Origin of the sequence: Chryseobacterium tongliaonense, assembly GCF_041224435.1 — a bacterium.
In the GTDB taxonomy this organism is placed as follows: domain Bacteria; phylum Bacteroidota; class Bacteroidia; order Flavobacteriales; family Weeksellaceae; genus Chryseobacterium; species Chryseobacterium tongliaoense.
On record NZ_JBGFFD010000009.1, the window covers coordinates 19,403 to 36,462 of the forward strand.

The following is a 17,060-nucleotide window of genomic DNA, read 5'->3' on the forward strand; positions in this document are numbered from 1 at the left end:
GAAATCTCATCAGTCTCCCAACTGATAATCAAGAGGAAGCATATTCTCAATTTTATTTTTTGTGAAATCTCCTTCGTTGATGAGCAGATCCGGGTTTGAGATATTACCGTCTTTAGAAACTTCAAAAGTTTCACCTTCAGGATGCAGATAAGATGATAATGCAACAGGTACCGTACTTTTTACAAACTGCCTGTTTTTAAGCTCATAGAAATATTTCATATAATTGACCTGCAGCATGTCTTTAAAGCTGAAGAAAACCTGATCTCCGGTCTTACCAGAATAATCCGATTCCGGAATCTTAGCTTTAGTAAGAGCCAGTCCGTAAGGCTTTTCCCTGTTTTTTCTGCGGATAATATCACCAATATCTTCAGGAATTTTTACATCTCTTGAATTTTTAATCATTTCTGTAAAAACCTTAAGCCTGTTGAATTCCTCTTCCGTAGGATAATTAGGATTGGGGACCTTGACGATTTTGTTAACAATAAAGCCTTCCTTACTCACTTCACTGCTGTAAACGCTCCTGAAAAAATGTAACAAACTGCCTTCATAAGCATTCATCCGGTTAAGTTTCACCTGATCGGTATTTTTAATCTCTTTAAAAAAGCTGGTACCCGTATAATTGGTCATATTCAGATCAAAATTTACAGTATAGCTGATGAGGTTGTACTGTATTTCATATCCGAGATTTTTATTTTCAATAATTAAAGGAGTCGGTGCTTTTACCCTGAGAAGCTTATTCTTCTTATCATAGGAGAATTTTAAGGATCTTTGATTTTTAATTCTCACATTTTTCTTATCATATCCGATAAAAGTATCAAGGAAATAATTGATGTAGTTTTTGTAAGCCTCTTCAGTATAAGGAATAATTTTAACCTCTTCAATCGTGTTGGCTTTAATTAAAACCACTTTTAGTGTTTTATTCAGGACCTCAGAAATGTCTGTTGAAAAAGTTTCATAATGATCTTTTTGAAAAACAATATTGCCCAGAGTACCGGCAGATAAATCAAGAGTGAAGCTTCCGTCTTCTTTGGAGGTGGTTGCTTTTTTTGTGCCGTCTAAATAAATGCTGACATTAGATAAGGGCTGGTCTATATCATTGACGATTCTACCTTTTATCGTCTGCGAAAATATTCCGTATAAAGGGAAAATAAATAAAAATAGTAATATCGTTTTTTTCATGGTAAACAATATTACTAAATTTATAGTGATAAAAAAAGCGATTAAAAAAATACCTGATCTAACCTATCCTAACGCTGGTCATACTTAAAGATCCGCCTATTAATTCATCGTTAAAAAGATGAAGATTTTCAGACTTATCTTTTAATCCTAACGTATAAAGTAAAGGCAAATAATGATCCGGGGTCGGAACGGCATACTGCAGGAATGTTCCTTGTTTCTGGTAATCAATAATAGGCTGGAAATTACCGTCAACGAGCCAGTTGTTTGTTTTCTCGCGGGCTTCAATGGCCCAGTCCCATCCGGCGCCGACTGTATTGATATTTCTCCAGTCGATCAGTCTTAAATTATGCACAATATTTCCGCTTCCTATAATTAAAATACCCTTTTCACGGAGCTTATTTAATTTTCCGGCTAATTCATAATGATATTGCGGAGGTTTTGTATAATCAATACTCAACTGAATCACAGGAATATCCGCATCAGGATACATATGTTTGATTACCGACCATGCACCATGATCCAAACCCCAGTTATGATCTTCTTCTACCGGTATCGGTGCCAAAAGTTCTGCGGTTTCTTTAGCCAGTTCGGGGCTTCCGGGAGCAGGATACTGCACATCAAATAAAGCCTTTGGAAAACCACCGAAATCATGAATGGTTCTCGGCATATCCATCGCAGTAACAAAAGTTCCCTGTGTGTACCAGTGCGCGGAAATACACAGAATAGCATTCGGTTTCGGGATTTCGGTAGCAGCCTTTCTGAATCCCTGTACAAATTGATTTTCTTCAATAGCATTCATCGGCGAACCGTGTCCCAGAAACAGAACCGGCATTCTTTGAGTATTTTGAAAATGGTCACTGATGTTTTGTAGATCGTTGAGGTTCATAATGTGAGGGTTAAAAAAGAAAAAAGGTTCAAGGTTTTAGAAAAATCCCTGAACCCTCTGATATGTTTAAAATGAAAACTATGCCTGTTTTACAAACTGCAATTCTCCGCCTAATTTTACATCATCGCTTACCATCACACCACCTGCTTCAAGAGCGGCATTCCAGTTCAGTCCGAAATCTTTTCTGTTGATTTTTCCTTCAAAAGAGAAACCTGCTTTAGTATTTCCCCATGGGTCAACGTTGATTCCGTTAAAATCTACATCAAGTGTTACCGGCTTTGTAATTCCGTTGATCGTAAGATTTCCGGTCACTGTTCCGTTTAATGCAACAGATTCGAAAGTAATCGTAGGGTTTTGTTCAGCATTGAAAAATTCAGCAGACTTTAAATGATTATCTCTGTCTGTATTATGAGTCGAGATAGAATCAGTCTGAATGGTAGCTGTAGTTTTAGCATTAGCAAAAGTATCGTCATCAGCTTCGATTTCTGCATTGAAGTTGGTAAAGTTTCCTTTAATGTTAGAAATCATCATGTGTTTTACTTTAAAAGTAATTTCACTATGTGCCGGGTCTAAATTCCATTTTGTTGCCATTGTATTTTATTTTTTGTTTGTTATTAATGATGCAAATGTAGGACAAGACTTAAGTATGAGTCATTGATTTAGGATAAGAAATGAAACTAAATCTTAAATGCTTTAAAATAAGTTTTATGTTAAGATGTTAAGAGTGATATGAGATTTTATACTAAAAAAGGCTATATGCTCTCTCAGCTAAACTCTAAACTGTCAACCAAAACCTGACATTAAGTTAAGAAAATACACAATATCATTTTATGAATGTTTTTATTTTAACATTTCTTAACGATTAAGTTTTATTTCTTATTTTTGATGGATTCAATTTTATACAATGAAATTATATAGATTATCTTTATTGATGGTGGTTTTGGGCGGATCGGTTTTTGCCCAGACCCAAAAATTTACGATGGCGGAGGCTGTAAATGGCTTAAGAACGAATTTAGCGGTAAAGAACATCGCCCAGTTTTCATGGTCTGCAGATGGTAAATCTTATATCCAGGGAGTAAAAGGCGGTTATATGATCACGGATCTGAAAACCAATAAACAGGATACCTTGGTTTCTTTAAGCCAGCTGAATAAACATATTTCTGATAAAAAACTGGATGCTTTGCCACAGATGAAATTCATCAGCAATTCCCAGGCTTATTTTAATGCGAATGATCATCTGTTCTGGGTAGAGAAATCCGGGAACGACTGGAGAATAAAGAAGTCAGCCGCATTGGAGGAAAATGCGTCAAACATAAAAATTTTCGGGGATAACCAGACTTTAGCCTATACCATAAAAAATAATCTATACATCAACAAAGACGGAAAATCTGTAGCGGTAACGAATGATTCGGATGAAAATATCATCAGCGGACAGGCAGTTCACAGAAATGAATTCGGAATTGATACCGGAATCTTCCCTTCTCCTAATTCTGAAAATGTAGCTTTCTACAGAATGGATCAGACCATGGTTGCCGATTATCCGGTGATTGACTGGTCTGTAACGCCTGCTGTAAGCCACAATATAAAATATCCGATGGCTGGGCAGACATCCCATGAAGTTACTTTGGGAGTCTACAATATTAAAAACCAATCAACGGCTTTCTTAAAAATTGAAGGTGAAAAAGATCAGTATTTAACGGCGATTACCTGGAGTCCGGATTCTAAATATATTTTTGTTGGTGTTCTAAACAGAGGACAGAATCATTTAAAGATGAATCAGTACGACGCAGCAACAGGAAACTTTGTGAAAACTTTATTTGAAGAAACAGACAGCAAATATGTAGAACCACAGCATCCGTTGGTATTCTTCCCGAATTCGACGACTGATTTTATCTGGCAGAGCCAGAGAACAGGATACAACCACCTGTTTCATTATAACCTGGAGAAAGGATTAATTTCCCAGATTACAAAAGGAGACTGGCTGGTAACTGATATTCTGGGATTCAACGAAAAGAAAAAAGAAATTTATTTCGCTTCAACCAAAGAGACTCCTTTGGAAAGACATTTATATAAAATCAACTGGACAAATTTCAAATTGCAGCGGTTGGATGATGCTGAAGGAATGCACTCCGGAATTTTAAGCAGTGACGGGAATTATGTGTATGATATGTACAGTAATGCCAACACACCAAGAATAGCGAATATTATTAATACCAATACTTTAAAATACAACAATATCCTGACCGCTGAAAACCCATTGAAAAATTATCAGCGACCGGAAATTAAAAATGTAAACCTTAAAGCTGATGACGGAACCCCATTATACGGGAAAATCATCCTTCCGACGAATTTTGATCCGAACAAAAAATATCCTGTTATTGTTTACTTATATAACGGACCGCACTTACAGTTGGTGACCAATACTTTCCCGGCTTCCGGAAACCTTTGGTACGAATATATGGCTCAAAACGGATATATTATTTTCACAATGGACGGAAGAGGTTCTTCTAACCGCGGAATGAAATTTGAGCAGGCTGTTTTCAGAAATTTAGGAACAACCGAAATGAACGACCAGATGAAAGGCGTGGATTATCTGAAATCGCTTCCGTATGTAGATGCCGAAAAAATGGGTATTCACGGATGGAGCTTTGGTGGATTTATGACGACGAGTTTCATGCTTCGTCATCCTGAAGTATTTAAAGTAGGTGTCGCAGGAGGCCCGGTAATCGACTGGAAAATGTATGAGATCATGTACGGCGAAAGATATATGGATACCCCACAGGAGAATCCACAGGGTTATGCAACCGCCAATTTATTGGATAAAGTACAGAATCTGAAAGGAAAATTACTGATGATCCATGGGGCACAGGATGATGTAGTGGTTTGGCAGCATTCAATAAAATTCATCAAGTCTGCAGTAGATAACGGAGTTCAGTTAGACTATTTCGTTTATCCTGGACATCCGCACAACGTAATCGGAAAAGACAGGGTACATCTGATGCAGAAAATCACTGATTATTTTGATCAGAATCTGAAGAAATAATCTTTATAAAAACAATTGATATCTTCCCCGTTCCTGAGAGCAGCATATTATATGACTTTCTAAGGAATGGGGATTGGTATTTTTGACAGAATCCGTTCTTATCATTCATCAATGTTTTTGGTAAATGATTACCCTAATTTTGTCTTATATAAAATCAACAATATGGAATTAGGAATTGGAATGTTCGGTGATCTGGCTTTCGATCAGGCCACCGGAAAATATAAAGACGCAGGAGTTAAAATCCGCGAAATCCTTGAACAGGTAAAACTGATGGATGAGGTGGGAATTGATGTTTTTGCCATGGGAGAGCATCACCGTCCGGATTATGCAGTTTCATCACCGGAAATGGTATTGGCTGCAGCAGCAAGTATTACAAAAAATATAAAGCTCGCAAGTGGAGTTACGGTTTTAAGTTCTTCAGAGCCTGTAAAAGTATATGAAGACTTTTCAACACTGGATCTTATTTCAGACGGAAGAGCCGAAATATTTGTAGGCCGTGGAAGCTTCATTGAATCCTTCCCACTATACGGATATTCTTTGAATGACTACGAGCAGCTTTTTGATGAAAAATTAGAATTATTGCTGAAAATAAACTCAGAGGAAAATGTTTCCTGGTCGGGACAGCTTCGTGCACCAATGCAGAATCAAACCGTATATCCGAGAGCAAAAAATGATGGGAAATTAGCGATTTGGAGGGCCGTTGGAGGAACTCCACAATCCGTTTTAAGTGCTGCAAAACTGGGAATGCCTTTAGTGGTTGCCATCATTGGTGGTATGCCCGTTCAGTTTAAAAATTTAATAGAATTCTACAAACAGGAATATCAGAAGGCGGGACATGATATGTCTGAAATGCAGATCGCGATTCATTCCCATACTTTTGTAAGCGATAATCCCGAAGTGATTGACGGATACTTCCACAATTATAAATCACAGATGGACAGAATCGGTGCTTCCAGAGGCTGGGCTCCTTACACCAAAATGCAGTATGAAGGCGGAAGAGGTAAAGACGGAGCATTATTTATCGGAAACCCGCAGGAAGTGACTGAGAAAATTACATACATGAAAGAAATCTTCGGAATTACAAGATTTATCGGCCATATGGATGTCGGGGATCCTTCCCATGATATCATGATGAAATCAATTGAATTGTTCGGTGAAAAAGTGAAACCAACAATCCAGGCATTGTAAAATGAAAGCTCTCTTGAAATTTTTCAGGGGAGTTTTTTATGTGAGAGGAGCCACGAAGTGGCGATTTAACAAAATACAGAATGAAAATCCTGCTTCTGAACAAAATGAAAATTATTAGTTCTTTATTCTTACTTTTACAAAATGATGCAACAACCATCCAAAGATCCCTTACACGGAAAAAGGCTTGATGCTATTCTTGAAGAATTAGTAGAATATTATCAGGGTTTTGAGAAGCTCGGAGAACAGATCAATATCAAATGTTTTACAGATAACCCGAGCATCAGTTCTTCCCTGAAGTTTTTAAGGAAAACACCTTGGGCAAGAACCAAAGTGGAGAGCCTGTATCTCTTTGTACAGAGAGAAATAAAACGAAACGAAACAAGGCGCGGAAACAGGGGATAGAATTTATTTTTAGTTTCTTTAATTACATCTAGCTCCGTCAATCATTTCCAAAAACAGTATATTTGTACTGTTAATCGTGAAAAATATTACGAAAAAAAGAAAAAAATATGACAATTGAAAACAATCATGTTGTAGCAGTAAGCTACATCCTTCATACCATCGAAGAAGACGGAAGTAAGATTCTTGTAGAAGAAACGACAGCCGCAAATCCACTTACATTTTTATATGGTGTGGGAATGATGATTCCAAAGTTTGAACAAAATATCTTAGGCTTAAAAGCCGGTGATAAAGCAGCTTTTACAATCCAGCCTGAAGAAGCCTATGGTGAAAAACACCCTGACTCTATTGTGCAGTTGCCGATTGATATGTTTAAGGAATCAGGAATTCCGCCTGTAGGTGCTATTTTGCCTTTAACTGATAATCAGGGAAATAATTTTCAGGCATTTGTAGTAGAAACTACGTCTGAAGCTGTGGTGGCAGATCTTAGCCATCCAATGGCAGGGAAAGTTTTAGATTTCCAGGTGGAAATTTTAAATATACGCCCTGCGACAGAAGAGGAATTGTCACATGGTCACGCTCACGGAATTGACGGAGCCGATACTCATTAAATAATATAAACGTCTGATTTTTCAGACGTTTTTTTATGACTTGAATTTAATCTAAAAACTCACCTGAAACATAGTACCATCGCTCATGCATTTTCTGGAAAATAGAAAACTCATGGTGAATTTGAGGGTTTCCGTCCTGATCCGTATAATAAGCTTTAAATTCAACCTGGTTCAAAGCCGGGGTTCTGATAATTTCCAGTTTTGTCCATTCATTGATTTCACCCCATTCCTGTAGATCTTTTTTGTTGTGAAGTTTCCGCTTTCCGGGAAGTGTGGTTTCCATTAGATATTCTCCGTTTGGAATAGCAAATGCAGAAAACCGTGAGCGCATCAATGTTTCAGCTGTAGGGGCATGCCTTTCTCCTGTATGATAAGGTTTACAGCATTCTTCATAAGATTTTCCGGAGCAGCAGGGACAGTTCATTTCTGATATTTTTTAAACCACAAAAATCGCGAAAGTTTTTTGAAACGCATTGACTTAAGCTGAAATTTTTATCCATAAAGTTCAAGTAAATCTGTTAATCGCAAAGACGCAAATTATTTGATGCGTTCTATTTTTAAGACGCAAGGATTTTATCTTTGATAAAATTGTAAATATGTTATTTGCCGAGAATCTTTGATTTTCTTGCGCCTTACTAATATATTCCTTTAGAAAACTCTGCGCCTTTGAGATTAACAATATACAGAATGTTCAAAAAATTCAAACACTTAGTTATACAACAAAATTTAAATTAAACAATTATGTTATTTGGGAATGTCTAGTGATATTTGTGTTTAAACCAAAAAAAAAGAAAGCACTCAATCGAATGCTTTCCTGTATTGTTACTTAATAAAACCCCTGCTTCTCAATAAAGGTTTAATATCCGGATCGTGCCCTGTAAAGTCCCTGAACGCCTGGTTCAGATCTACGGAATTTCCTACGGAAAGAATGTATTTTCTAAAGCGGTCACCATTTTCTCTGGTTAATCCACCGTTATTTTTGATCCATTCCCATGCATCGTTATCCAGAGTTTCAGACCATAAATAAGCGTAATATCCTGCCGAATATCCACCACCCCAGATATGGGCAAAATAAGGAGTATGATATCTCGGTGGTACCGTAGCCAATGTAAAGCCATGTTTCGCCAAAGACTGTTTTTCGAATTCTAAAACCGGAATTAACTGGCTTTCATTAGTCACTGTATGCCAGTCCATATCAAGTTCTGCAGCAGAAACCAGTTCAGTCGTCATATATCCCTGATTGAAAGTTCCCGCTTTTTTAATTTTATCTACTAAAGCTTGTGGAATAGGCTGCTTCGTTTCATAGTGAAGCGCATAATTTTTCAGGATTACCGGATCCAAAGCCCAGTGTTCATTGATCTGAGACGGGAATTCCACAAAATCTCTCGGAACATTGGTTCCCGAAAGAGAAGGGTATTTCTGGCTTGCAAACATTCCGTGAATAGAGTGTCCGAATTCGTGGAACATGGTAGAAACATCATCATAACTGATTAATGAAGGTTTTCCCGGAGCCGGTTTCTGATAGTTGAAACAGTTGACAATAACCGGTTTTGTTCCCAGTAAATAAGACTGCTCCACAAAATTGCTCATCCATGCGCCACCGTTTTTAGAATCTCTTGTATAAAAATCAAGATAATAGATGGCAATAGACTTTCCATCATGATCGAAAACTTCGTATGCCACTACATCCGGATGGTAAGTTGGAAGATCCGTTCTTTTTTTGAAAGTGATTCCGTAGAACTTTTCAGCAGCATAGAAAACGCCTTTTTCCAGAACAGTTGTTACTTCAAAATATGGTTTGATCTGGTTTTCATCCAAATCGAATTTAGCTTTTCTTACCTGTTCCGCATAGAAATTCCAGTCCCACGATTCTACTTTGAAACCTCCTTTCTGCTGGTCAATCAGATCCTGGATATCTTTTGCCTCCTGTTTTGCTGTTTCTACAGCTGGCGTTGCAATCTGATTCATTAATTGGGTTGCAGCTTGAGGCGTTTTTGCCATCTGATCCTGCAGCTTCCATTCGGCAAAACTTTTTTTACCCAGAACCTGGGCTTTTTTAAGTCTTAATTTTGCCAGCTTCTCAATCGTTTCTCTGGTATCATTTCCGTCGCCTTTTTCAGCTCTTAACCAGGATGCTTTAAATAATTTTTCCCGCGTTGCCCTGTTTTTAAGATTTTGCAGGAGAGGCTGTTGAGTGGTATTTTGTAAAGCTAAAAGATATTGTCCTGCTTTTCCGGCATTTTTAGCGTCTGCAGCAGCTGCTTCGATCTCATCGGCAGAAAGTCCGTCTAATTCTTTTGCATCGGTAAAGAAAACTCCACCCTGCTTTCTGGCTTCCAATAATTTATTTGAATATTGTGTAGAAAGTGAAGCCAATTCCTGGTTAATTTGCTTTAATTTTTCTTTATCGGCTGCAGACAGATTGGCTCCTGCAATTTCAAAGTTTTGCTTGTAATATTGTAATAATCTTTTGCTTTCAGAATCCAGTCCGTTTTCAGTAATGGATTTAATTCTTTTATAAAGATTTTCGTTAAGATACATCTTATCAGAATGAGCTGCGAAAATCGGAGCATATTCTTCATCTAATGCCTGTAAAGTAGGGTTGGTATTGGCGCTCGTTAAATTTGAAAATATAATAGTAGCTCTTTTCAGGACTTCGCCACTTTTTTCGAGGGCAACGATTGTATTTTCGAAAGTAGGGGCTTCGGAATTATTAGCGATTCTTAAGATTTCGGCATCATGTTGTTTTAAGCCGAAATCAAAAGCGGGTTTGAAGTGTTCGTTTTTAATTTTATCAAACTCCGGAGCTTCATATTGAAGCTTGCTTTTTTTCATGAAAGGGTTTGATGAGAGGGAAGCATCGGGCGAAGGAACTTCCATGTTTGTATCGGCTTTTTTCATTGTAGTACAGGATTGATTAAGTGCTAATGCAGAAATTAATAATACCGATGTAATATTTTTCATAAATTAGTTGTTATTAAAGTATAAAGATATTAAAACTTAAATAATAAAATAAATAAACATGAAACCAACAAGTCTTTTTATTCTTTCAGCAGTAGCAGTATTATCTGCATGCAACGAGAAACATGACAGAAGAAATAATGGAAACAGTGACAACAACGGAAACAGTGGCTGGGTAGAAAAGGTAACGAGTAAAGACCACGGCCCGGTAAGAGAAAAGGAATTTAAAGGTAATTTTGATGAAATAGAAGTTTCTCAGGCTATTGATGCTGAAATTATAAAATCCGAAACGGAAAGAGTGGTTATCTCGGCTCCGGAAAACATTATCGACGATATTTTGGTGGATAACGACAGTGGAAAATTACATATTCATTACAAATCAGGAATCAGAGTAATGAATAACGGTCATGTGAGCGCGAAAATTTATACTAAAGATTTTACGAAGCTTATCGCTAACTCTGCAGCAAAAATCACTTTAAAAGATAAATTCACCCAGGAAAAAACAGATGTGGAAATTTCAAGTGCAGCAAGTGTTTCGGGAGATATTGAAGCAAATAAACTTGATATTTCTGCAGACAGCAGCAGCAACTTTAACGGAAAAGTATGGGCTGTTGATCTGGATATTGATGCTTCTTCAGCAGCAAGTATCGATATTTCCGGTAAAACTAAAAACGCAGATATTACCTCTTCTTCAGCTAGCAGTATTTCAGCCAAAGATGTATTGGCAGAGAATGTAAATGCTGAGGCTTCAAGCGGAGCAAGTGTACAGATCAGTGCAACGGCAAAAGTAGATGCAGAGGCTTCTTCCGGTGGAAGTGTTGACGTTTACAAAAAAGGAAATATCAGTGTAAATAAACAGGAAAGCAGTGGCGGAAGCGTAAGCATCCAATAAAATTATTGGTCGGTTTCCTCATCTTCTTCATCTGCGGATGAGGAGCCTTCCCAATCTTTATTATCAAAATTGAGATTATCATAAGCCAACAATTCCTCCTCACGCTGGAGGATTTCTTTTGTAGTAAACAGAAGAAGTTCATCTTCATCATCTTTGGTTTTGGCCAGTTTTCTGATAGAAGCTTTATCAATCGCCATAAATCTCTGTCCGAGCCGTCTTGCTGCATATTTTCTCATTCCGGTTTCATGAAGTACATCTACAGCCATATCCACGGCAGTTCCTAAAGTTTCACGGTAAATATTATCAATGCCGTTATTAAGGTAATTATAAGCGTCGATCCTGTTTTTTGCGCGTACAAAGATTTTTACGTTCGGATAATGTTCACGGACGAGGTCTGCAATAAATTTGTTATCATCAGAATCATCAAGGCAAAGCACCAGTATTTCAGCATCTTCAATGCCTGCAGCCCTTAAAATGGGAATTCTCGTAGCATCTCCATAATAGACCTTAAAACCATAGCTTCTTAATAATTTAACACGGTCGGAGTCCCTGTCCAAAACGGTGGCTGAGATTTTATTGGCTTTCAACAGACGCCCGACAGTGCTCCCAAAATGCCCAAACCCTACGATAATGATCTTTTTCTGGCTTACATTGCTGTCGAGGATATTAAAATCATGTTCTCCCTCGGGAAGTTCTTTGATGAATTTTGGAGTGATGATCTTATCGTTAATAATGAGTAAAAACGGGGTGATACACATGGTAATTGCAGTCACAGCCATCATTTGTACATTCAGTTCAGGGCTTAAAAGATAAAGGTCTGAAGCGTAATTAAATAATACAAAAGCAAATTCCCCGACCTGCGAAAGCGCAAAAGCATAAAACAGGCTTTGAGGAGTATCAATTTTGAAAAACTTCCCGATCGCGTATAAAACAAGAAACTTTACCAGTAAAACAGCAATCACGGTACTGAAAATAAAGAGCGGGTCCTGCTGAATAACATTAAAATTCATGGTAGAGCCTACACTTACAAAGAAAACGGCGAGCAGCAAACCTTTAAAAGGATCAATCTGTGCTTCCAGCTCGTGACGGAATTCACTGTTGGCGAGCATTACCCCGGCAAGGAATGCTCCCAAAGCGGGAGATAATCCTATCGCAACCATCAGTTCAGAAACACCGATAACCATGAATAAGGAAGAAGCGGTCAGCAATTCTGTCATTCCAGATTTCGATACATATCTTAAAAAAGGAACAAATACATATCTTCCGAGTAAAATAAGAACCACGACTCCGAAAATTACGGTTCCGGCCTGCAGCCATTGCGGAAGTTTCTGGATTAAAATCTGTATTTCATTGTCATGATGTCTGGCTTTATAATTAGCGATAACAGGCAAAATTGCGATAATCGGGATCACTGCAATATCCTGGAACAGAAGAGTGGAAAATGAAGCTTCTCCGGCGGTTGTCTTCAGGTTGTTTTTCTCCTGCAGGGTCTGCAAAACGATGGCTGTGGAAGAGAGAGCAAAACACATCGCTATGGCAAAAGCTTTATCGATCCGCCATCCTGCACTGATAAAAACCAGAAATAATAAGGAGATGGTAAGCAGCATCTGCGTCAGTCCGAGCCCTACAATTTTTTTCCGCATCTCCCAGAATTTCCGCGGTTCCAACTCGAGTCCTACCAAAAATAAAAGCATGATGACCCCAAATTCACTGGCATGCATAATATCATTAACGTTTTTTCCGGTAAGCCTTAAAACATATGGGCCGATAATGATTCCTCCGGCAATATATCCGATAACGGAACTTAACCCGAATTTCCTTGCCAACGGAACCATAATAATGGCTACGCCCAGGAAAATCAGTGTGTTCATTGCTAAAGATGATTCCATATTTATTGATTCAGGAGTTCCGTAAATTCTTTTTTATGTAAAATGATCTCTTTTTTTGTCAGCTTATTGGCTTCGTAAACGATTTTAATATGTTTGATATTGGCTTTGAAAACATTCAATGAAACAATTAATCCGCTGATAAGTTCGTCGATAGTATACTTATAAGTTCCTGTTTTGCTGAAAGACCTTTCTTTTCCGCCTGTAGTTACCAGGATATAGACTTCTTTTCCTTCCAGTGGATTGTACTCGCCTTCTGTCAGCCAGTTCCGATCAAAAACTTCATCAATCCATAACCTTAACAACGGCGGCATACCAAACCAGATGATGGGAAACTGGAAAATAAAACGGTCATAGCTTGTTAATCGTTTCCGTTCCCGGAATGCGGCGATATGGAAATCCGGATAATCTTCATAAAGGTCACGAAGGGTGAAGTGTTGGTGGCGAACATAAAAATTAATGAGCTCTACATTTGAGTTGGAGTGCTCTAAATAAGGATGCGCAAAAACTACCAATGTCTTCTTCATGAACCTGTTTTTAGTAAATTTATTAAAAATTTAATGAATAAACGATATTTTTTAGAAGGTTTTGTTAATTTTTCAGTATCAAAAATGAAACTTAATGTTAAGATAAATCAAAGAAACAGTCTTATTTTAGAATTTTAAATAAAAAAATCGGCCTTTAAGACCGATTGTATTTTATATTTTAATTACCATCCTCCGGACGCACCGCCGCCGCCGAAACTTCCACCACCGCCGAAGCCTCCAAATCCACCGCCGCCTGAGCTTCCACCTCCGAAACCTCCGCCTCCGAAGCTTCCCGGAAAAGGAAAGAAACCACCTGGGTAATTTCTACGGCCTCTTCTGGTGATAATCACATCGTCGTCGTCATTGTTTCCGCCGCCACCGCCTCTGTTGCTGAATAAAATAACAAGGATAATGAAGATCACAAATGCAATGATTACAATTTTGGATATGCTTCCACCGCCGGATTCTTCATTGGCCAATGGTTTAAATTTCCCTTGTACAGCCTCCATAATAGCGGAAGTCCCACGGTTGATACCTTCATACCAAAGCCCTTGTTTGAAATTGGGAGTAACAATATAATCAAGGATTTGTCCTGCAACAGAAGCTGTTAAATATTGCTCTACAGCTCTTCCCTGTTGGATTGACATGGTTCTGTCTTCAGTTGCAATCAGGAATACAACGCCGTTGTCAACCCCTTTTTTTCCGATTCCCCATTTCTGCCCAAACATCGTTGCCAGAAAATTCACATCCTCACCTTTGGTAGAAGGGATAATAACCACTTCAATTTCTGTTGAGGTAGAATCTGAAAACTTGATAAGCTTTTGGTTGAGATCGTTTTTCTCCTGTTGGGAAAGCAGATTGGCTTCATCATAAACAGGGTATAAAACAGCGGGCTTGTCAGGAACAGTATATTGTGCTGATACAAGACTGTAAAAGCAAAATAAAAGGAATGAAAATACTATTTTAAGAGAACGTAATTTCATCAGAAAGCTGGTTGGGATTTTCTCCCTTTACGGGAAAATATTTTTTAAGTTCAATACCGGTTTCCAGAATTGCACTTTTTAATGCTTTGAAGTAATTTCCTTTGGCAAATTCAGATGTAATATAATCGTGCAGGTGATCCCAAAAGGACTGATATACTTTTTCGTGAATGCCTGCATCTCCAATAATGGTAAGGTATTTCTGTTCAAAATTGACATGAAAAAGCACAGCATTCCTGTCGGCGGTATTATTCATACAAAGCTTTTTGAAAACTTCAAATGCGGTTTCAGCATTATGATTTTCTGTGGTAGAGTCAATATGTACTCTGATCTCGCCTGTAGAATGTTTCTCTGCCGACTGAATAGCTTCCACAAGGGAAGCTATCTGTTGATTTGTCAGGAAATTGCTCATTATTCCGAGAATACTTCAGGAGCTTTATTGGCACCTGCTTCAGCTTTGAAGTAAGGTTTTTCTTTAAAGTTGGTAAAATTGGCCAGAATATTATTCGGGAAAGTTTTGATCGAAGTATTGTAATCCTGAGCGGCTTCGTTATAATAAACAGTTTCTGTTCTGATGCTGTTTTCAATCGCCGTGTATTCTCTCTGGAAGTTGATGTATTGCTGATCTGCCTTTAAATTAGGATAAGATTCCACAACAGCCATTAATCTGCTTAACGCACCGGATAATTCTCCCTGTGCAGCCTGGAATTTAGCAAGATCTGCTTCCGTCATATTCGTAGGGTCAATATTGATTGATGTAGCTTTGGAACGGGCTTCAACTACTTTAGTCAATGTTTCCTGCTCAAATTTCGAATAAGATTTAACCGTTCTTTCCAGGTTAGGAATCAGATTGGCTCTTTTCTGGTAAACAGTTTCTATATTGGACCATTTGGTATTAACGGTTTGCTCTTTGGTAACGAATTTATTATACCCGCTTTTTCCCCAGAAGAATAATACAGCAACAATGATAAGAAGAACAATGCCGATGGTTCCGGCACTCAGACAACCTTTATTTCTCATAGTTTATTTTTTTTAATTTTTTGTGCTAATCAAATATACAAATTATGTACTAATTTTGTAAAAAATTATTTAAATGACAACAATTGTGGTGGCAATGGGAGAGAAAAACGAAATTGGATTCAACAACCAGTTGCTTTGGCATCTTCCGAAAGATTTAAAACATTTTAAAGATATTACCTCCGGACATCCGGTGATCATGGGCAGAAAAACATACGAAAGCATCGGAAAACCTCTTCCCAACCGTACCAATATTGTTGTTTCCAGAAAAAAAGACTGGTTTGAAGAAGGTATTTTAATTGTAGGAAGCATTAAGGAAGCTGTAAAATTTGCTAAAAAAATTGATGAAGATGTTTTTATTATAGGTGGCGGAAATATCTATGAGCAAACTATGGATGTGGTAGATAAGCTGGAAGTAACTTTAGTAAAAGCGGATCTTGAAGCCGATACTTTCTTTCCCAAGATTGACAGCAAGATCTGGAAAAAAACAGAAGAGGTCTGTCATGAAAAAGATGAAAAAAATTCTTATGATTTCTGTTTCCAGACTTTTGAAAGAATTAAGGCTGAGTAGTTGTGAAAATTCTGACTTGTAACTTCTAGCTTCTAACCTCTAAATTCTTTATCTTTGCACTTCTAAATTTTAATAATGAATAAGTATATAAAAATTGTAATTGCGGCACTTCTGATCATCACCGGACTTTGGATGATGATTTTTACAAGAAACCTGGGCTGGGGAATCGTGGTTTTCCTTCTTGCATCACTGCCTATTTTACTGTTCTTTAAAAATGAATATATTCTTCTGGCATTCTGGCAACTGAGAAAACAGAATATGGAAAAGGCTGCGTCACACCTTGCCGGAATCACCAGTTATCAGAGTCAGCTTCATAAATCACAGTACGGATATTTCCATTATCTGCAAGGTTTAACCCTGGCTCAGGAACATCCTACAAAAGTAGAACCTTTGATGAGAAAAGCACTGGAATACGGATTGAATATGAAGCATGACCGTGCAATGGCCACTTTGAATCTTGCTGCTGCAGCAATTTCCAAAGGCAGAAAACAGGAAGGGCAGAAACTCCTTGAAGAAGCAAAAAGATTAGACAGCGCAGGAATGATGACCGATCAGATCAAAATGATGAAAGACCAGCTGAAGATGCCAACAATGCAAAAGCATATGCATAATCCTAATATGAGGCAGAGAGGTAAATTCTAAATAAAAAATGGTAACTATATACTATTTTACCCTCATCAATTTTTTATTAACGCAAGGCTTTTAAAATCCGACTGCTATATTTTAAGAAAAGCAAAGAAAGCAGCAAAGCTGCTATGAAGTATTCTTTTTTAATCTATTTTAATAGATTAAAAACTTTGCTCATCTTAGATAAGTCCGACTCATCATTTTCTTTGCGATAAAAACCGATCAGAGGCAAGAAAAATAAGTGTAGATTGCTAAAAAAATAAAAGGCTGAAAAATTTTTTCAGCCTTTTTTA

Annotated in this window: 17 protein-coding genes; 7 read left to right on the forward strand and 10 right to left on the reverse strand. The window is 37.7% G+C overall.

Going from position 1 to position 17,060, the window contains the following annotated elements:
• Positions 1–9 precede the first annotated feature (9 nt).
• The 3 genes from AB8P06_RS16970 to AB8P06_RS16980 all read right to left on the reverse strand — a co-directional run bounded on the left by AB8P06_RS16970 (position 10) and on the right by AB8P06_RS16980 (position 2,656).
• Positions 10–1,179, reverse strand: coding sequence for a carboxypeptidase-like regulatory domain-containing protein (locus AB8P06_RS16970; RefSeq protein WP_369843435.1), 1,170 nt, complete (start codon positions 1,177–1,179; stop codon positions 10–12).
• A gap of 58 nt (positions 1,180–1,237) precedes the next feature.
• Positions 1,238–2,065, reverse strand: a complete 828-nt coding sequence (ygiD, locus tag AB8P06_RS16975) for a 4,5-DOPA-extradiol-dioxygenase (RefSeq protein WP_369843436.1) — start codon at positions 2,063–2,065, stop codon at positions 1,238–1,240.
• A gap of 78 nt (positions 2,066–2,143) precedes the next feature.
• On the reverse strand, positions 2,144–2,656 hold the full coding sequence (locus tag AB8P06_RS16980) for a YceI family protein (RefSeq protein ID WP_369843437.1): 513 nt from the start codon (positions 2,654–2,656) through the stop codon (positions 2,144–2,146).
• 313 nt (positions 2,657–2,969) lie between these two features.
• On the opposite strand from AB8P06_RS16980, the gene AB8P06_RS16985 reads away from it, so the two are divergent.
• From AB8P06_RS16985 to AB8P06_RS17000, 4 genes are all read left to right on the forward strand, one after another.
• On the forward strand, positions 2,970–5,108 hold the full coding sequence (locus AB8P06_RS16985) for a S9 family peptidase (protein WP_369843438.1): 2,139 nt from the start codon (positions 2,970–2,972) through the stop codon (positions 5,106–5,108).
• A 162-nt stretch (positions 5,109–5,270) separates the two neighbouring features.
• Positions 5,271–6,296 (forward strand): LLM class flavin-dependent oxidoreductase, encoded by a 1,026-nt coding sequence (locus AB8P06_RS16990; RefSeq protein WP_369843439.1) that lies wholly within the window; start codon positions 5,271–5,273, stop codon positions 6,294–6,296.
• A gap of 144 nt (positions 6,297–6,440) precedes the next feature.
• Entirely contained in the window at positions 6,441–6,698 is a 258-nt protein-coding gene (locus AB8P06_RS16995; RefSeq protein WP_369843579.1) for a VF530 family protein, read from the forward strand.
• 107 nt (positions 6,699–6,805) lie between these two features.
• Entirely contained in the window at positions 6,806–7,306 is a 501-nt protein-coding gene (locus tag AB8P06_RS17000) for an FKBP-type peptidyl-prolyl cis-trans isomerase (protein ID WP_369843440.1), read from the forward strand.
• A gap of 46 nt (positions 7,307–7,352) precedes the next feature.
• On the opposite strand, the gene AB8P06_RS17005 is transcribed toward AB8P06_RS17000, so the two are convergent.
• Positions 7,353–7,730, reverse strand: a complete 378-nt coding sequence (locus AB8P06_RS17005; RefSeq protein WP_369843441.1) for a YchJ family protein — start codon at positions 7,728–7,730, stop codon at positions 7,353–7,355.
• A 398-nt stretch (positions 7,731–8,128) separates the two neighbouring features.
• Positions 8,129–10,270, reverse strand: coding sequence for a M3 family metallopeptidase (locus AB8P06_RS17010; RefSeq protein ID WP_369843442.1), 2,142 nt, complete (start codon positions 10,268–10,270; stop codon positions 8,129–8,131).
• Between the two features lie 58 nt (positions 10,271–10,328).
• Here AB8P06_RS17010 and AB8P06_RS17015 point away from each other — a divergent pair, with 58 nt between their 5' ends.
• Positions 10,329–11,159 (forward strand): head GIN domain-containing protein, encoded by an 831-nt coding sequence (locus tag AB8P06_RS17015; RefSeq protein WP_369843443.1) that lies wholly within the window; start codon positions 10,329–10,331, stop codon positions 11,157–11,159.
• Between the two features lie 2 nt (positions 11,160–11,161).
• On the opposite strand, the gene AB8P06_RS17020 is transcribed toward AB8P06_RS17015, so the two are convergent.
• From AB8P06_RS17020 to AB8P06_RS17040, 5 genes are all read right to left on the reverse strand, one after another.
• On the reverse strand, positions 11,162–13,048 hold the full coding sequence (locus AB8P06_RS17020) for a monovalent cation:proton antiporter-2 (CPA2) family protein (RefSeq protein ID WP_369843444.1): 1,887 nt from the start codon (positions 13,046–13,048) through the stop codon (positions 11,162–11,164).
• Between the two features lie 2 nt (positions 13,049–13,050).
• Complete coding sequence (locus AB8P06_RS17025; RefSeq protein ID WP_369843445.1) at positions 13,051–13,572, reverse strand: NAD(P)H-dependent oxidoreductase; 522 nt, start codon at positions 13,570–13,572, stop codon at positions 13,051–13,053.
• 182 nt (positions 13,573–13,754) lie between these two features.
• Entirely contained in the window at positions 13,755–14,555 is an 801-nt protein-coding gene (locus tag AB8P06_RS17030) for a TPM domain-containing protein (RefSeq protein ID WP_369843446.1), read from the reverse strand.
• Positions 14,536–14,964, reverse strand: coding sequence for a TPM domain-containing protein (locus AB8P06_RS17035; RefSeq protein ID WP_369843447.1), 429 nt, complete (start codon positions 14,962–14,964; stop codon positions 14,536–14,538). Before AB8P06_RS17035 ends, AB8P06_RS17030 begins: the two co-directional genes overlap by 20 nt.
• The gene (locus AB8P06_RS17040; protein WP_369843448.1) at positions 14,964–15,572 is read right to left on the reverse strand and encodes a LemA family protein; all 609 of its coding nucleotides are present in this window, start codon (positions 15,570–15,572) and stop codon (positions 14,964–14,966) included. Before AB8P06_RS17040 ends, AB8P06_RS17035 begins: the two co-directional genes overlap by 1 nt.
• 73 nt (positions 15,573–15,645) lie before the next feature.
• Between AB8P06_RS17040 and AB8P06_RS17045 the strand changes: the two genes are divergently transcribed.
• Both AB8P06_RS17045 and AB8P06_RS17050 read left to right on the forward strand, forming a co-directional pair.
• Positions 15,646–16,140: a dihydrofolate reductase gene (locus AB8P06_RS17045; RefSeq protein ID WP_369843449.1), complete on the forward strand. Its 495-nt coding sequence runs from the start codon at positions 15,646–15,648 to the stop codon at positions 16,138–16,140.
• Positions 16,141–16,215: 75 nt separating this feature from the next.
• Complete coding sequence (locus tag AB8P06_RS17050; RefSeq protein ID WP_369843450.1) at positions 16,216–16,782, forward strand: tetratricopeptide repeat protein; 567 nt, start codon at positions 16,216–16,218, stop codon at positions 16,780–16,782.
• Positions 16,783–17,060 lie beyond the last annotated feature (278 nt).

What these genes read in the sequence shown, in the direction of transcription:
- AB8P06_RS17005 (WP_369843441.1), bottom strand. Translation starts at nt 7,730, where the DNA reads ATGAACTGTCCCTGCTGCTCCGGAAAATCTTATGAAGAATGCTGTAAA.
- ygiD (WP_369843436.1), bottom strand. Translation starts at nt 2,065, where the DNA reads ATGAACCTCAACGATCTACAAAACATCAGTGACCATTTTCAAAATACT.
- AB8P06_RS17000 (WP_369843440.1), top strand. Translation starts at nt 6,806, where the DNA reads ATGACAATTGAAAACAATCATGTTGTAGCAGTAAGCTACATCCTTCAT.
- AB8P06_RS17045 (WP_369843449.1), top strand. Translation starts at nt 15,646, where the DNA reads ATGACAACAATTGTGGTGGCAATGGGAGAGAAAAACGAAATTGGATTC.
- AB8P06_RS17040 (WP_369843448.1), bottom strand. Translation starts at nt 15,572, where the DNA reads ATGAGAAATAAAGGTTGTCTGAGTGCCGGAACCATCGGCATTGTTCTT.
- AB8P06_RS17020 (WP_369843444.1), bottom strand. Translation starts at nt 13,048, where the DNA reads ATGGAATCATCTTTAGCAATGAACACACTGATTTTCCTGGGCGTAGCC.
- AB8P06_RS16970 (WP_369843435.1), bottom strand. Translation starts at nt 1,179, where the DNA reads ATGAAAAAAACGATATTACTATTTTTATTTATTTTCCCTTTATACGGA.
- AB8P06_RS17050 (WP_369843450.1), top strand. Translation starts at nt 16,216, where the DNA reads ATGAATAAGTATATAAAAATTGTAATTGCGGCACTTCTGATCATCACC.
- AB8P06_RS17035 (WP_369843447.1), bottom strand. Translation starts at nt 14,964, where the DNA reads ATGAGCAATTTCCTGACAAATCAACAGATAGCTTCCCTTGTGGAAGCT.
- AB8P06_RS17025 (WP_369843445.1), bottom strand. Translation starts at nt 13,572, where the DNA reads ATGAAGAAGACATTGGTAGTTTTTGCGCATCCTTATTTAGAGCACTCC.
- AB8P06_RS16995 (WP_369843579.1), top strand. Translation starts at nt 6,441, where the DNA reads ATGCAACAACCATCCAAAGATCCCTTACACGGAAAAAGGCTTGATGCT.
- AB8P06_RS16990 (WP_369843439.1), top strand. Translation starts at nt 5,271, where the DNA reads ATGGAATTAGGAATTGGAATGTTCGGTGATCTGGCTTTCGATCAGGCC.
- AB8P06_RS17015 (WP_369843443.1), top strand. Translation starts at nt 10,329, where the DNA reads ATGAAACCAACAAGTCTTTTTATTCTTTCAGCAGTAGCAGTATTATCT.
- AB8P06_RS17010 (WP_369843442.1), bottom strand. Translation starts at nt 10,270, where the DNA reads ATGAAAAATATTACATCGGTATTATTAATTTCTGCATTAGCACTTAAT.
- AB8P06_RS16985 (WP_369843438.1), top strand. Translation starts at nt 2,970, where the DNA reads ATGAAATTATATAGATTATCTTTATTGATGGTGGTTTTGGGCGGATCG.
- AB8P06_RS16980 (WP_369843437.1), bottom strand. Translation starts at nt 2,656, where the DNA reads ATGGCAACAAAATGGAATTTAGACCCGGCACATAGTGAAATTACTTTT.
- AB8P06_RS17030 (WP_369843446.1), bottom strand. Translation starts at nt 14,555, where the DNA reads ATGAAATTACGTTCTCTTAAAATAGTATTTTCATTCCTTTTATTTTGC.